Here is a 14998-nt window from a genome sequence, read left to right as displayed (position 1 = left end):
AGGAAACGGGGAATAAGAATGAAGAAACAAGGGAAACTATTGTTAAAGTATCTGCTCCTTTTGGTAATAACCGTTCTTGTACTGGGCTGTTTTAGTGTATCCGCGGCAACAAAGACAGGATTTGTGACTCAGAATGGTAAGACTTATTACATAAACAAAGACGGTTCCAAACAAAAAGGATGGCTGGAACTGAATGGCAAGAAATATTACTTTAATAAGACGACCGGCGTTCAGCTTAAAGGCTGGGCAAAAGATTCCAGTGGGAAAATAGTCAGATACTTCACCAGTGGTGCGGGATATATGGTAACAGGATTTATCACAGATGCCAAAGGAAACACCCGCCACTTTGATGAGAAAACAGGACTTATGACAAGAGGCTGGCTGACAGATTCTCAAAATTATAAGTATTATTTTTACAGTGGTTCCGGTGTCATGGCCAAGGGCTGGGTAGAGAATAAACAGGAGCAAAAACGTTATTTCAGCCAGTCAAATGGGCGTATGTGCACCGGATGGATAAAGAGCACAGCCGGAAATTACAGATATTTTAAACCTTCCAATGGAATCATGTATGTGGGCCTGGAGAAAGTAGATGACGATTATTATTATTTTTCCAAGTCAACAGGTGTTCGCTACCAGAAAGGTTTCGGAACGGTTGGAAGTAAGAAATATTATTTTGATCCATCAGACGGTAAAGCGAAGACTGGCTGGCTGACACTGGATGGAAAGAAATACTATTTTAACGACGCTGGTGTTATGCTGGCAGATACGATTGCTGCTATTGATGGAACTACATACCGGTTTGATTCAAATGGTGTGGCGACAAAGACATCGTCCGATAACTATACGATAGACGGCAATTACGTTAAAGTATACGACGCCAAGAATGGCAAATACTATTATATGGAAAAGCAGTTCATACAGCATCCGGGAATTGCAGATGGAACAGTATCAGATCTTGACCTGCTGGCAGCGGTATGCGACGCCGAGGCAGGTGATCAGGGTGTGATTGGAATGGAAGCAGTTGCCCTTTGCGTATTAAACTGTACGATTGACGAGTATAAGGAATTCCCTTCACAGATTCGTTACGTAGTATATCAGGGAAAACCAACTCAGTATGCGGTCGTTACAGACGGTGCACTGCTTAAGAGACTGAACGGTCAGTTTGAGGACAGAACAAATGCTTATGCAGCCGCAAAAGCAGCAATGGAAATGTTTAACGATTACGTAAATCGTGGCACGAAGAGATCACTCCCAGGATTTACAACAAAGGATTTCAATTACAAATTCTTTATGACTCCGGCAGCATTTAAGGCACAGAACCTCAATTTCAGCAAACTGGAGTATGAGCAGTATAAAGGACATGTGTTCTTTGTAGACTGGATTTCCGGCTGATATCTGGCGAATTAACGCTTTAAGTTGATAAAATAACGGCGGAATATACAGGAAATTCCTTGACAAATAAAATCTGTGTTTGTATACTTTCAAGTATCAAGTCAGAGGCAAAAGACCTTTTGGCTCTGACATCAATTATATAAGGATTTGAAAGAGAATTTATAATAACTCATAATAGTTCTTTTGGAAATCCATATGATATGAAAAAGCACAGATGGGAAAGAGTAACGTAAGGGAAGCATACAGAGAGCAGCCGGCAGGTGAGAGGCGCATGGGGAACTTATGTGAATACCTCCCGGAGCTCTGCACTGAACACCGACACTACGCAGATAAGAAATGTTAATGTTCCTGGATTCATAACATTAACCTGTTTGCGAAACAATATACTGGAAGGTAAGTAGGCTGTAGCGGAGTGGCATCCGTTAACATGCTTAAGTAACAGGGCACTGCTGATTATGTTAAATAACAGAAGCTGCAATTGGTTACTTATAGAGGCAGAGAATGCGAGTTTTCTGCGAATTTAGGTGGTAACGCGGGACCCGGTTCTCGTCCTAAACGGACAGGACCGGGTTTTATTATTGTAATTACGAGGAGGAAACAAACAATGACAGTTTGGGACGAGCTGAAAGCCCGTGGTCTGATTGCCCAGGTAACAGACGAAGAAGAAATCAAAGAAATGGTAAATAACGGAAAAGCTACATTTTACATTGGCTTTGACCCGACCGCAGACAGCCTTCATGTCGGACATTTCATGGCACTCTGTCTGATGAAACGTCTGCAGATGGCTGGAAACAGACCAATCGCATTATTAGGCGGTGGCACAGGTATGATCGGAGACCCATCCGGAAGATCTGATATGCGTAAAATGATGACAGTAGAAACTATCCAGCACAATATTGACTGCTTTAAGAAACAGATGGAGCGTTTCATCGATTTCTCAGATGGTAAAGCATTAATGGTAAACAACGCTGACTGGCTGATGAATTTAAACTACGTAGAGGTACTTCGTGATGTTGGACCACATTTCTCTGTAAACCGTATGCTTTCTCATGAATGCTACAAACAGCGTATGGAACGTGGACTGACATTCCTTGAGTTTAACTACATGATCATGCAGAGCTACGATTTCTACATGCTGTACCAGAAATATGGCTGTACCATGCAGTTTGGTGGAGATGACCAGTGGGCAAATATGCTTGGCGGTACAGAGCTGATTCGTCGTAAACTTGGCAAAGATGCATACGCAATGACAATCACACTTCTTCTGAACTCTGAAGGTAAGAAGATGGGTAAAACTCAGTCAGGTGCTGTATGGCTTGATCCGAACAAAACTTCTCCGTTCGATTTCTACCAGTACTGGAGAAACGTGGATGATGCAGACGTTATCAAATGTATGCGTCTCCTCACATTCCTTCCATTAGAGCAGATCGATGAGATGGCAAAATGGGAAGGAAGCCAGTTAAACAAAGCAAAAGAAATCCTTGCATATGAACTGACAAATCTGGTTCATGGCGAAGAAGAAGCAAAGAAAGCACAGGAAGGTGCAAGAGCACTTTTCGCGGGCGGCGCTGACACTGCTCATATGCCGACTACAGAGCTTACAGATGAGGACTTCTCAGAAGAAGAAACGATCGATCTGATCTCCATGCTTGTAAAAACAGGACTGGTTCCGACACGTTCCGAAGGACGTCGCGCGATCGAGCAGGGTGGTGTTTCCATCGACGGTGAGAAGATTACAGATGTGAAATATGTAGTTGCCAAAGATGCACTTGCCGGAGATGGTATAGTGCTTAAGAAAGGCAAAAAGAAATTCAATAAGATTGTTGCAAAATAATACAGTTAATAAAATGCATAGAATGATCTGGCAGCGTTATATAGATAAGAATGAACGCCGGGCGGGATATGCATAAAGTATTATGATATATAAATCTCAGGATATGCAGAATGTCTGCATATCCGATTTCAGGAGGAAAAGGTTATGAAGAAATACGGAGTAAACGAACTTCGTCAGATGTTCCTCGACTTTATGGAGAGTAAAGGACATCTGGTAATGAAAAGCTTTTCCCTGGTACCACAGGGAGATAAGAGTCTTCTGCTGATCAATGCAGGTATGGCTCCGCTGAAACCATATTTTACAGGTGCAGAGATTCCGCCGAGAACAAGAGTAAGTACCTGCCAGAAATGTATCCGTACAGGTGATATCGAGAACGTAGGTAAAACTGCACGTCACGGTACATTTTTCGAAATGCTTGGTAACTTCTCTTTTGGTGATTATTTCAAAACAGAAGCAATTCACTGGTCATGGGAATTCCTGACAGAAGTAGTTGGACTGGACGCAAACCGTCTTTATCCGTCTGTTTATCAGGAGGATGATGAAGCATTCGATATCTGGAACAAAGAAATCGGAATCCCGGCTGACAGAATCTTCCGTTTCGGAAAAGAAGACAACTTCTGGGAGCACGGCGCAGGTCCATGCGGTCCATGTTCTGAAATCTACTATGATCGTGGAGAAAAATATGGCTGCGGTAAACCAGGCTGTACAGTAGGCTGCGACTGCGACCGTTATATGGAAGTATGGAACAATGTATTTACCCAGTTTGAGAACGATGGTAACGGAAACTATACAACCCTGAAACAGAAGAATATCGATACAGGTATGGGACTGGAACGTCTGGCAGTTGTTGTTCAGGATGTAGATTCTATCTTTGATGTAGATACCATCTGCTCCCTGCGTAATCTTGTATGCAAGATTTCCGGCAAAGAATATGAAAAGAACTACAATGATGACGTATCCATCCGTCTGATCACAGACCATATCCGTTCCGCAACATTTATGATATCCGATGGTATCATGCCTACAAACGAAGGCCGCGGATATGTACTTCGCCGTCTGATCCGTCGTGCAGCACGTCATGGACGTCTTCTTGGTATCGAAGGACCATTCCTTGCCAAATTAAGTGAAGAAGTAATCAACGGTTCAAAGGCAGGATATCCGGAACTGGAAGAGAAGAAAGAATTTATCTTCAAAGTTCTTACAAACGAAGAGAACCAGTTCAATAAGACCATCGACCAGGGTCTTCGTATCCTTGGCGAGATGGAAGATGCAATGACAACAGCAGGAGAGAAAACTCTTTCCGGCGAAAATGCATTCAAATTATATGATACTTACGGATTCCCGATGGACCTTACAAAAGAGATCCTCGAGGAAAAAGGATATGACATTGACGAAGATGGCTTCCAGAAATGCATGGAAGAGCAGAGAAACAAAGCTCGTTCCGCACGAGAAGTAACTAACTATATGGGTGCTGACGCAACTGTATATGATGATATCGATGTTAACGTTACAACAGAATTTGTAGGATATGACTATCTTACATTTGATTCCAAAGTAACTGTTCTTACAACAGAGACTGAGATCGTAAACTCTCTGATGGAAGGCCAGAAGGGAACAATCTTCGTAGAGCAGACTCCATTCTATGCAACAATGGGTGGTCAGGTCGGAGATACCGGTGTGATCGAGACTGCAAACGGTAAATTCGTAGTAGAGGATACCATCAAACTCCGTGGCGGCAAATTCGGTCATGTAGGACATATGGAATCTGGTATGATCTCCACAGGAGAAACTGTTTCTCTGAAAGTAAACGAAGCTGCAAGAAGAGACACTGAGAAGAACCACAGTGCAACACATCTTCTTCAGAAAGCATTAAAGACTGTACTTGGAAGCCATGTAGAACAGAAAGGTTCTCTGGTAACACCAGACAGACTCCGTTTCGACTTTGCTCACTTCCAGGCTATGACAGCAGAAGAAATCGCACAGACTGAGGCGCTGGTAAACAAAGAAATCCAGGCTGGTCTTGCAGTTCATACAGATGTCATGGATATCGAAGAAGCAAAGAAATCCGGAGCAATGGCTCTGTTTGGTGAGAAATACGACCAGAAAGTACGTGTCGTATCCATGGGCGATTTCTCCAAAGAACTCTGCGGTGGTACTCACGTAGCAAACACAAGCTCCATCATGCTCTTCAAGATCGTTTCTGAATCCGGTATCGCAGCAGGCGTTCGCCGTATCGAAGCTCTTACAGGAAACGGAGTTCTGGAATATTATAAGAAACAGGAAGAACTGCTTTATGCAGCTGCAAAAGCTCTGAAAGCAAATCCTTCTGAGATCGTAGAGAAGATTGGACATCTTCAGGGAGAAGTAAAAGCACTTTCCAGTGAAAACGAATCCTTAAAGAGCAAACTGGCTCAGGGTGCTCTGGGAGATGTTATGGATAAAGTAGTAGAAGTCAAAGGCGTAAAACTTCTGGCTGCAAAAGTAGACGGAGTTGACATGAATGGACTTCGTGACCTCGGAGACCAGCTGAAAGACAAACTCGGTGAAGGTGTTGTCCTTCTGGCAGCAGTAAACGGAGAGAAAGTAAACCTTCTTGCTATGGCAACAGACGCTGCACAGAAAGCAGGCGCTCACGCAGGTAACCTGATCAAAGCGGTAGCTGCTATCGTAGGTGGCGGCGGCGGCGGTCGTCCAAACATGGCACAGGCCGGCGGAAAGAACCCGGCCAAGGCACAGGAAGCTGTAGATGCAGCAGCAGGAATCCTGGAAGGACAGCTGAAATAAAATTTCTGCAAAAATTTCTGCAAAAATTAACCAAAAAGATGTTGACGAACCCACTGACAATGATATATAATATCACTTGTGCAAGAAAAATACCCAGACAGTTGTATTTTAGCACAATCTACAACTGGAGGGAGGTTAGGTGTGAGTCTATGTCAAACGTAATCGTAAAAGAGAACGAGACTTTAGATAGCGCTCTTCGCAGATTCAAAAGAAGCTGCGCAAAAGCAGGAATTCAGCAGGAAATCCGCAAAAGAGAGCATTACGAGAAACCAAGCGTTCGTCGTAAAAAGAAATCTGAAGCCGCAAGAAAACGTAAATATAATTAATTGTGCGCAAAAATCCCTGGCAGTTTGTCAGGGATTTTTATCATAATAAAGAAAAATAATAGGGAAAGATAAAATAATTTCTATTTATTCTAGAAAGTGTAAAAAAAGGAAATTATTAACGATATCAGGGGAAGGAAGTAATCTTGAAGGCAGAGAACAACAAAAAACTGAAAGAAAAGAAAAACTGGATCCTGTTACTGTTAAAGAAACTGGCAAAGATTCTCTTTAACAGAATTTTTTATGTGGCAGTGGCAATGCTTGTACAGCTTGGCTGGATCTTTTTGATGGTATTGCGGCTGGCAGCTTTTTCCAGATATGTGGACATCGTAATTAAACTGGTCGGTGTCGTGCTTGTACTTTGGATTTTAAATAAAGAAATTAATCCGTCATATAAGCTGGCGTGGACGATGCTCATCCTCATCCTGCCGATTCTTGGAGTGGTACTGTATTTTGTGTTTGGACGTTCCAGAATTGCGACGATCATGCAGCAGCATTTTGAACAGCGGATTGAAGAGAGCAGAGAATATCTGCGGGACCGGCCGGAGACAAGGCAGAAGCTGGAAGAGCTGGATCCGTCAGCAGCGATCCAGTCCCGATATATTTCGGATGTTTCCAGATTTCCGGTTCATGAGAATACGACCGCGGAATATTTCCAGGTAGGAGATGATATGTTTCCTGTGCTTGTACAGGAACTGAAACAGGCAAAGAAATATATTTTTATTGAATATTTTATCATCAATGATGGTGTAATGTGGCGAACGATCCGTCATATCCTTGAGGAAAAGGCAGCAGAGGGTGTGGATGTGCGCCTGATTTACGATGGATTTGGCTGTCTTACGACATTGCCGCATAAATACTATGAAGAACTTCGTGCAAAGGGAATTAAGTGTCAGGTATTTAATCCGTTCCGGCCATTATTGAACATTATTCAGAACAACCGCGATCACAGAAAGCTTTGTATTATAGACGGCTGGGTAGGTTTTACCGGCGGAATCAATCTGGCAGATGAATATATCAACCAGAAAGAACGCTTCGGACACTGGAAAGATACGGCAGTTATGCTAAAAGGTGAAGCAGTCTGGAATATGACCGCCATGTTTCTTCATATGTGGGCAGTAGTCGGACGATCAGATGAGAGTATCGACTACGAAGCATATTTTCCGCATAAATATCACGAAGAAGAATTTGAAAGTGACGGATTTGTCCAGCCATTCTGTGATACACCTCTTGATGAAGAAATCGTTGGTGAAAACGTATATCTGAATATCATAAACAAAGCCAAACGATACGTATATATCTGTACCCCATATCTGATCATCGATAATGAAATGATGACGGCACTTTGCCTGGCAGCAAAGAGCGGAGTTGATGTGCGGATTATGACACCGGGAATTCCGGATAAGAAGCTGGTATTTCTTCTGACACAGTCTTATTACAGACAGTTGTTGGATGCAGGAGTAAAAATCTATGAATATCAGCCGGGATTTCTCCACGCGAAATCGTTTGTATGTGATGATGAGATTGGCGTGGTGGGAACGATCAATCTGGATTATCGAAGTCTGTATCTTCATTTTGAAGATGGCGTATGGATTTATAAGAATAAAGTTGTGCAGGACATTAAAGATGACTTTACGCAGACAATGGAGTACTGCAATCCTGTAGAACTGGAATTTTGTCTGAACAGAAATATCGGGGTGCGCATGATGCAGAATATTTTCCGCGCGTTTGCACCAATGTTGTAAAAAGTTTAAGAGCTGTTGCTTTGGCGAATAAAATTTGCAAGGCAACAGCTCTTTTGGCATATTTTTATAAAACGGTCTTTATAATAAAATAGAATAAATATGCCGGAGAGAAATTATGGCAAAAAAGTGGATTTCTGTGATATGTGTATGGATTATTTCTTTTACGATACTTCTGACGCCATTGACTGCCAGAGGGCAGAATGAATCGGCAAATGAATCCACACAGGAGAACAGCGGACAGCAGACGGAATCGGCCGATTTGATCCAGGCGCCATCCGGAGTATTGATGGAGGCACAGACCGGAACTGTTATTTATCAGAAGGATTTGGATACAAGGAGAAGCCCTGCCAGTATTACAAAGATCATGACACTGATTCTGATCTTTGATGCGCTGGAAAAGGGAAATCTGAAATTGGATGATATTGTCACTACCAGTGCCTATGCGAAATCCATGGGTGGTTCTCAGGTATTTCTTGAAGAAGGCGAAACCCAGACAGTAGAAACGCTGATTAAATGTATCGTAATCGCTTCCGGAAATGATGCCAGTGTAGCGATGGCAGAACATATCTGCGGGAGTGAGCAGGAATTTGTCCGCCACATGAATGAAAGAGCAACAGAACTTGGAATGAAAAATACACATTTTGAAGATTGCTGTGGTCTGACGGATTCTTCAAATCATTATACAACAGCCAGAGATATTGCGATTATGAGCAGAGAGCTGATTACGAAGTATCCAAAGATTCTGGAGTATTCTTCCATATGGATGGAGAATATCACACATGTGACGAAACAGGGAACAAAAGAATTTGGACTGACAAATACGAATAAGCTGCTTCGCAGTTATGACGGGTGTGTGGGCTTAAAGACAGGAAGCACCAGTCTGGCGAAATATTGTCTCAGCGCAGTGGCAAAAAGAAATAAGATTATTCTGATCGCGGTGGTGATGGCAGCACCGGATTATAAGGTGCGTTTTAAGGACGCGGCATCCATGCTGAATTATGGCTTCTCCAGATGTAGTCTTTACATAGATGAAAAAATGCAGCCTTTACCGGAAGTTCCGGTGAAAAAAGGAAAAGAGAAGAGTGTTCCGTTAGTTTATGAAAAGCAGTTTCAATATCTGAACACAGACGGGGAAACTATTGGAAAAGTAGAAAAGAAACTGAGAATTCACAGAGAGGTAAAGGCACCGTTAAAGAAAGGAAGCCAGGCAGGAGAGATGATCTATTCTGCTGATGGAAAAGAGCTGGGCCGGGTACGGATTCTTTATGCCAGGACAATAGGGCAGGCAACCTATTTGGATTGCGTGAAAGAACTTCTGAAGAAATTGTGATTTTTTATGGGCAATAAACTGCTTTTTTACATTGACACCTTACTTTATCTGCCAATATATGATAAACTGTCTTAGAGAGCATTTGAAAAAATCATTCCTGTAGAAAGTCTTTTTTAAATACACTCTGGAATATGAATATACATGAATTTTGAGGGAAAAGTATGAATCAAAAAAGAAAATCACAGTTGAGGAAAAGCAGATACAAGAAAAAATCTGCAAGACCTGAATATCTTCAGTCAACAGTGCAGCGAGAAACACAGAAAAGAAAACAAAGACGCAGAAGAAAGCGTTTCCGTCTGAAACCACAGATTACAATCGGTGGAATTATAATTCTTGTATTATTGATTGTGCTTGCAGGGAGCAGACTCTTTTTATCTGGTACAAAAGCAGGCAGCGACAAAGCACAGGCAGTATCGTCCTCAAATGCAAAAAAAGCAAAAGGAACTAAAAAAACAAAAGGTTCGAAGAAGGAAAAAGACCTTGTTGAAATGGAAGAGAGTAAGGAAATCTTCTTTGAGCCGCACTGCGTAGATTCAACGAAGCCGGAAAATCTCATCAGCTATACAAACATTGAAGTGGATGGAAACCTGTTTGAAAATGTTGCAGACTATAAGCCGGATGAAGATATTACATTTAATGTAGGACAGGAATACACAAATGTAGATGGAATTGTTACATTCCGAGGAAACAGTTTCCGTGATAATCCGACATATGGATATGCAAATATGACGAATTATAAATTAAACAAACTGTGGTCAGCAGATACCGGTTCTCTTTCTTCCGGCAGTGCAGTCTGGACCGGAAGCGGATGGACCGGACAGCCGCTTATGGCAAAATGGCCAAAAGAAGTGAAAGCTCATATGAACATGACAGAAAAAGCCAAGGCAGACGATGATCTGGTCGAGGTGATCTATGCATGCATGGATGGATATGTATATTTCCTGGATCTGAGAACAGGAGAGAAAACCCGCGATCCATTATATCTTGGATATACTTTCAAAGGCGCAGGTGCCCTGGACCCGAGAGGCTATCCGATTATGTATGTCGGTGCCGGATACAACAGTAACGAAGGAACTGCAAGAGTATTTGTTGTAAACCTGCTGGATTGCAGTGTTATGTATACATTTGGAGATAATGATGAATTCTCGCTCCGCGGCAGTCTGAGTTTCTTTGACGGATCGGCGCTTGTAGATGCCGAGACAGATACCCTGATTTATCCTGGAGAAAACGGAATCGTATATCTGATCAAACTGAATACTAATTATGATCAGAACAATGGCACATTATCTATTAACCCTGGTAAGACTGTAAAATGGCGCTATTATGGTACCAGAAGCAGCACAGAATCATTCTGGATCGGAATGGAAGATAGTGCTGCGATTTATAAAGGTTATGCATTTATGGCAGATAACGGGGGAAATCTGATGTGCCTGAACTTAAATACCCTGCAGCTTGTATGGGGACAGGATACACTTGATGATTCAAACTCGACACCGGTTCTGGAAATTGAAAATGGACATCTGTATCTGTATGTGAGCACATCTTTCCGGCTTGGCTGGAGAAGCTATGATTCAGCGACGATTCCAATCTGGAAGATCGATGCAGAGACAGGAGAAATCGTATGGCATACAGACTATCAATGCTATACAGATGATGGCGTATCCGGTGGCGTTCAGTCCACGATTGCCTGTGGAAAGAACGAACTTTCCGATTACATATATGTGACAGTATCCAAGACTTCTGACAATGCATCCGGAGTCCTTGCCTGCCTGAAAAAATCCGATGGTTCCAAAGTATGGGAGGATTCCTCTTCCTATGCATGGTCCTCTCCGGTCTGCGTCTATAACGAGGATGGGAGCGGAAAAGTCCTTTATTGTAACAGTAGCGGTGATGTCCGTCTCCTGGATGGCAAGACCGGTAAACTGGAGGATACCGTGTCGATCAGTGATGGCGTCATCGAGGCTTCGCCGGCTGTGTATGATAATTATATGGTCGTTGGAACCAGAGACTGCAAGATCTGGGGAATCCAGTTACAGTAAAATAGCAGTGAGTAATTTAAGAGCAGTATTGCATTACGCGGTACTGCTCTTAAAAGCGTTGTTACTGGGAACGGAGTGAACAGTAACACAGTGCTTTTAAAACTTTGACAAAAGACATAGACAGGATGTATAATAAAATCCAAATGGGTATTGCGGGTGGCAAAAAACAAAAAGGAAGGTATATACAATGAAAGAAATCCGTACAGAAGATGCAGTGGGGCATATTTTGTGCCACGACATCACACAGATTATCAAAGATGTAAAAAAAGGGGTGCTTTTTAAGAAAGGACACATTGTCAGGGAAGAGGATATTCCTCTTTTACTTTCTGTGGGAAAAGAACACTTATATGTCTGGGAGAAGAAGGAAGGAATCCTTCACGAGAACGAAGGTGCAGAGATTCTTTATCAGATCTGTGCCGGAGATTCAGATACCATGCATGGATCTGATATCAAAGAAGGAAAGATTGAGCTGATCGCAGACATTGACGGTGTACTTAAAATCCGCAGAGATGCATTGGTTGCGGTTAATTCACTTGGAGAGATGATGATCGCGTCCCGCCATGGAGATTTTTCGGTAAAAAAAGGCGATAAGCTTGCAGGAACCAGAATTATTCCGTTAGTAATCGAGAAAGAGAAAATGGACCGCGCGAAAGAAGTGGCAGGCGACCAGCCGATTTTCTCTATTCTCCCATATAAGAAGAAAAAAGTGGGAATCGTGACAACAGGAAGCGAAGTACAGAAAGGTCTGATCACAGATACCTTTACCCCTGTTCTGAAAGATAAATTTGCCAGATTTCCGTCAGAGATTCTCGGACAGACAACGCCAGGGGATGATATGGAACAGATTACAGCTGATATCCTGAAATTTATTGAGGATGGAGCAGATATTGTAGTCTGCAGCGGCGGCATGAGTGTTGACCCGGATGACAGAACACCTGGCGCGATCAAAGCGACAGGAACCCGTATCGTATCTTATGGTGCACCGGTACTTCCGGGGGCAATGATGCTAGTTTCCTATTATGAGAAAGATGGAAAACAGATTCCGATCCTGGGACTTCCGGGATGCGTGATGTATGCGAAGAATACGATTTTTGATCTGTTACTGCCAAGACTGATGGCAGATGATGAAATCACCGCATCAGAGATCAATCAGCTGGGAGAGGGCGGACTCTGCCTGAATTGTGATGTCTGTACCTTCCCGAATTGTGGATTTGGAAAATAAGGAGAAATAAGGAAAGACCAGATGAAAAGATTCAGAACCGTACACTATACGATTCATTCAGAGAAAATCAAAGATGCCAGAGGAGTCCGATTCGCAGTTATTGCAGATCTCCACGGTATGGAATTCGGTCCTGATAATCAGCGGCTTCTCGAAACAATCAACAAATACAGACCGGATGGAATTCTTATCGCAGGGGACATGATCGTAAGAAATGATTCGGAGTCTATGAAAAAGGCAGAATCACTTTTGAAGAGATTTTCGGCGCAGTATCCGGTTTATTATGCACTGGGAAACCACGAGTATAAACTGTATCGGAGCAACCCGGAAGAAAATGAGTTTGCAGGGGAATATCAGGAGTATGAAAATGAGCTGAGAGAAGCTGGTGTTGAAATTCTGCATAATGATTTCAGCAAATTAAAGGTTGGAAAAACCGGCATTACCGTTTATGGCCTGGAGATTCCGCTGATCTATTACAAGAAACCATTCTCTCCCAGACTTCACACAGAGGAAGTCAGAGAACTGATTGGAGAACCCTCTGAAGATTCACTGAATATTCTGCTTGCGCATAGTCCAAAATACGGCGATACTTATTTTGACTGGGGAGCAGATCTTATTTTAAGTGGACATTATCATGGAGGAATTGTGAGGCTGAACAGACACAAAGGACTGCTTTCTCCACAGCTTCAGCCATTTCCTGCATTTTGCTGCGGGGATTTTCACAGAGGCAGTCAGCACATGCTGGTAAGTGCCGGAGCCGGGGAACACACGATTCCTGTAAGAATTCATAATCCCAGAGAAGTTCTGATTGTAGATTTGAAACCGTATTTGAGATGAGAGGTGTTTTCGTATGGGAATTCCGGTAAAACTGGAAGTTTTTGAGGGTCCGCTCGACCTGCTGTTACATCTGATTGAAAAGAATAAAATAGATATTTATGATATTCCTATTGTGGAGATCACAGACCAATATATGGAATATATCCATGCAATGGAACGCGAAGACTTAGGAGTTATGAGTGAGTTCATGGTCATGGCCGCTACACTTCTGGATATCAAGTGTAAAATGCTTCTCCCGAAAGAGGTAAATGAAGAGGGCGAAGAGGAAGATCCACGTGCAGAACTGGTTGAGAAACTTCTGGAATATAAGATGTATAAATTCATGTCTTATGAATTGAAAGACAAAATGGATGATGCAGCCAATGTATTTTTTAAAGAGCCAACTCTGCCGGATGAGGTCATGCAGTACAAAGAACCGGTAGATCCAAAAGAATTGCTGGCAGGACTGACACTGGAGAAATTAAATGCTATCTACAAATCGATCATCCGCAGACAGGAGGACAAGGTTGACCCGATTCGAAGCAAGTTTGGAACTATCGAAAAAGAAGAAGTCAGCCTGTCAGATAAGATGATCGAGATCAAAGAATTTGCGCGTACCCACAGGAAGTTCAGTTTCCGTAATCTTCTGGAAAGCCAGAGTTCTAAAGTACAGGTGATAGTTACTTTTCTGTCGATACTGGAGCTGATGAAAATGGGACATATTCATGTCGAGCAGGATGGACTGTTTGATGATATCTCTGTAGAAGTACAGACGGATCCGGATACCTGGAAGAATCTTACCGAATTTGCAGAAGAAGAGTAACAGGAAAGGGTAAGAAAATGGAATAGAAATACAGGCAGTGTCTGCACGGATACGCAGTATGCAAAAGATAAATGCGTAACAAAAGGATAAGGAATGAGGAAGACTGAGTGAAGATTAAGGAGACAGAAGCAGCTATCGAAGCGATACTTTTTGCCATGGGCGGTTCCGTGGAACTTCCCCGGATAGCCAAAGCCATCGGGGTGGATGAGAAGACAACCGGAAGGATCATCCGCAATATGATGGACCGCTATCAGGAAGAAAACAGAGGAATCCAGATCATAGAACTGGAAAATTCCTTTCAGATGTGTACCAAAAAAGAATATTATGAATATCTGATCAATATTGCGCTGCATCCTCAGAAGCCGGCACTCTCAGATGTTATGCTGGAAACCTTGTCCATTATCGCATACAAGCAGCCGGTGACAAAAGTAGAGATCGAGAAGATCCGCGGGGTAAAATGTGACCACGCGATCAATAAGCTGGTAGAATACAGTCTGGTCAGAGAGCTTGGAAGACTGGATGCCCCCGGGCGCCCGATATTATTTGGAACTACCGAAGAATTTCTGCGGTGTTTCGGCGTTCAGGATCTGGAATCACTGCCTGTACCCGATCCGGTACAGATTGAGGACTTTAAGGCTGAGGCGGAAGAAGAAATCCAGTTGAAACTGGATGTTTAACCGACAGGAATGATTT

At 42.8% G+C, this 14998-nt stretch carries 11 protein-coding genes; all 11 read left to right on the top strand.

The annotated features are described in order from the left end of the window. Positions 1–18 precede the first annotated feature (18 nt). The 11 genes from WKT11_RS05230 to scpB all read left to right on the top strand — a co-directional run bounded on the left by WKT11_RS05230 (position 19) and on the right by scpB (position 14982). Entirely contained in the window at positions 19–1392 is a 1374-nt protein-coding gene (locus WKT11_RS05230) for a cell wall hydrolase (RefSeq protein WP_242986719.1), read from the top strand. A 604-nt stretch (positions 1393–1996) separates the two neighbouring features. After that, entirely contained in the window at positions 1997–3226 is a 1230-nt protein-coding gene (gene tyrS, locus WKT11_RS05225) for a tyrosine--tRNA ligase (protein WP_117674782.1), read from the top strand. A 144-nt stretch (positions 3227–3370) separates the two neighbouring features. Continuing rightward, the gene (gene alaS / locus WKT11_RS05220; RefSeq protein ID WP_117674783.1) at positions 3371–6010 is read left to right on the top strand and encodes an alanine--tRNA ligase; all 2640 of its coding nucleotides are present in this window, start codon (positions 3371–3373) and stop codon (positions 6008–6010) included. 149 nt (positions 6011–6159) lie between these two features. Then, the gene (rpsU, locus tag WKT11_RS05215) at positions 6160–6336 is read left to right on the top strand and encodes a 30S ribosomal protein S21 (protein WP_004222305.1); all 177 of its coding nucleotides are present in this window, start codon (positions 6160–6162) and stop codon (positions 6334–6336) included. Between the two features lie 254 nt (positions 6337–6590). Continuing rightward, positions 6591–8078 (top strand): cardiolipin synthase, encoded by a 1488-nt coding sequence (cls, locus tag WKT11_RS05210; RefSeq protein WP_178414003.1) that lies wholly within the window; start codon positions 6591–6593, stop codon positions 8076–8078. A 115-nt stretch (positions 8079–8193) separates the two neighbouring features. Then, positions 8194–9408: a D-alanyl-D-alanine carboxypeptidase family protein gene (locus WKT11_RS05205; RefSeq protein WP_117674784.1), complete on the top strand. Its 1215-nt coding sequence runs from the start codon at positions 8194–8196 to the stop codon at positions 9406–9408. 161 nt (positions 9409–9569) lie between these two features. After that, complete coding sequence (locus WKT11_RS05200) at positions 9570–11447, top strand: outer membrane protein assembly factor BamB family protein (RefSeq protein ID WP_117674785.1); 1878 nt, start codon at positions 9570–9572, stop codon at positions 11445–11447. A 187-nt stretch (positions 11448–11634) separates the two neighbouring features. Further along, a complete protein-coding gene (locus WKT11_RS05195) occupies positions 11635–12669 on the top strand; it encodes a molybdopterin-binding protein (RefSeq protein ID WP_117674786.1) in 1035 nt (344 codons plus the stop codon). Positions 12670–12690: 21 nt separating this feature from the next. Beyond that, positions 12691–13503 carry a metallophosphoesterase gene (locus tag WKT11_RS05190; RefSeq protein ID WP_117674787.1) on the top strand — a complete coding sequence of 271 codons (813 nt, stop codon included), beginning with the start codon at positions 12691–12693 and terminating at the stop codon, positions 13501–13503. 13 nt (positions 13504–13516) lie between these two features. Then, the gene (locus WKT11_RS05185; protein WP_117674788.1) at positions 13517–14305 is read left to right on the top strand and encodes a segregation and condensation protein A; all 789 of its coding nucleotides are present in this window, start codon (positions 13517–13519) and stop codon (positions 14303–14305) included. 107 nt (positions 14306–14412) lie between these two features. Further along, positions 14413–14982 (top strand): SMC-Scp complex subunit ScpB, encoded by a 570-nt coding sequence (scpB, locus tag WKT11_RS05180; protein ID WP_117674789.1) that lies wholly within the window; start codon positions 14413–14415, stop codon positions 14980–14982. Positions 14983–14998 lie beyond the last annotated feature (16 nt).

Source organism: Blautia sp. HCN-1074 (assembly GCF_037890165.1).
In the GTDB taxonomy this organism is placed as follows: domain Bacteria; phylum Bacillota; class Clostridia; order Lachnospirales; family Lachnospiraceae; genus Blautia_A.
This window is presented reverse-complemented; position numbering and strand designations above follow the sequence as displayed.

Bases quoted from the DNA above. Each gene is read 5' to 3' on its own strand.
- WKT11_RS05185 (WP_117674788.1), top strand. From the start codon at position 13,517: ATGGGAATTCCGGTAAAACTGGAAGTTTTTGAGGGTCCGCTCGACCTG.
- alaS (WP_117674783.1), top strand. From the start codon at position 3,371: ATGAAGAAATACGGAGTAAACGAACTTCGTCAGATGTTCCTCGACTTT.
- tyrS (WP_117674782.1), top strand. From the start codon at position 1,997: ATGACAGTTTGGGACGAGCTGAAAGCCCGTGGTCTGATTGCCCAGGTA.
- WKT11_RS05190 (WP_117674787.1), top strand. From the start codon at position 12,691: ATGAAAAGATTCAGAACCGTACACTATACGATTCATTCAGAGAAAATC.
- rpsU (WP_004222305.1), top strand. From the start codon at position 6,160: ATGTCAAACGTAATCGTAAAAGAGAACGAGACTTTAGATAGCGCTCTT.
- WKT11_RS05200 (WP_117674785.1), top strand. From the start codon at position 9,570: ATGAATCAAAAAAGAAAATCACAGTTGAGGAAAAGCAGATACAAGAAA.
- WKT11_RS05195 (WP_117674786.1), top strand. From the start codon at position 11,635: ATGAAAGAAATCCGTACAGAAGATGCAGTGGGGCATATTTTGTGCCAC.
- WKT11_RS05230 (WP_242986719.1), top strand. From the start codon at position 19: ATGAAGAAACAAGGGAAACTATTGTTAAAGTATCTGCTCCTTTTGGTA.
- WKT11_RS05205 (WP_117674784.1), top strand. From the start codon at position 8,194: ATGGCAAAAAAGTGGATTTCTGTGATATGTGTATGGATTATTTCTTTT.
- cls (WP_178414003.1), top strand. From the start codon at position 6,591: ATGCTTGTACAGCTTGGCTGGATCTTTTTGATGGTATTGCGGCTGGCA.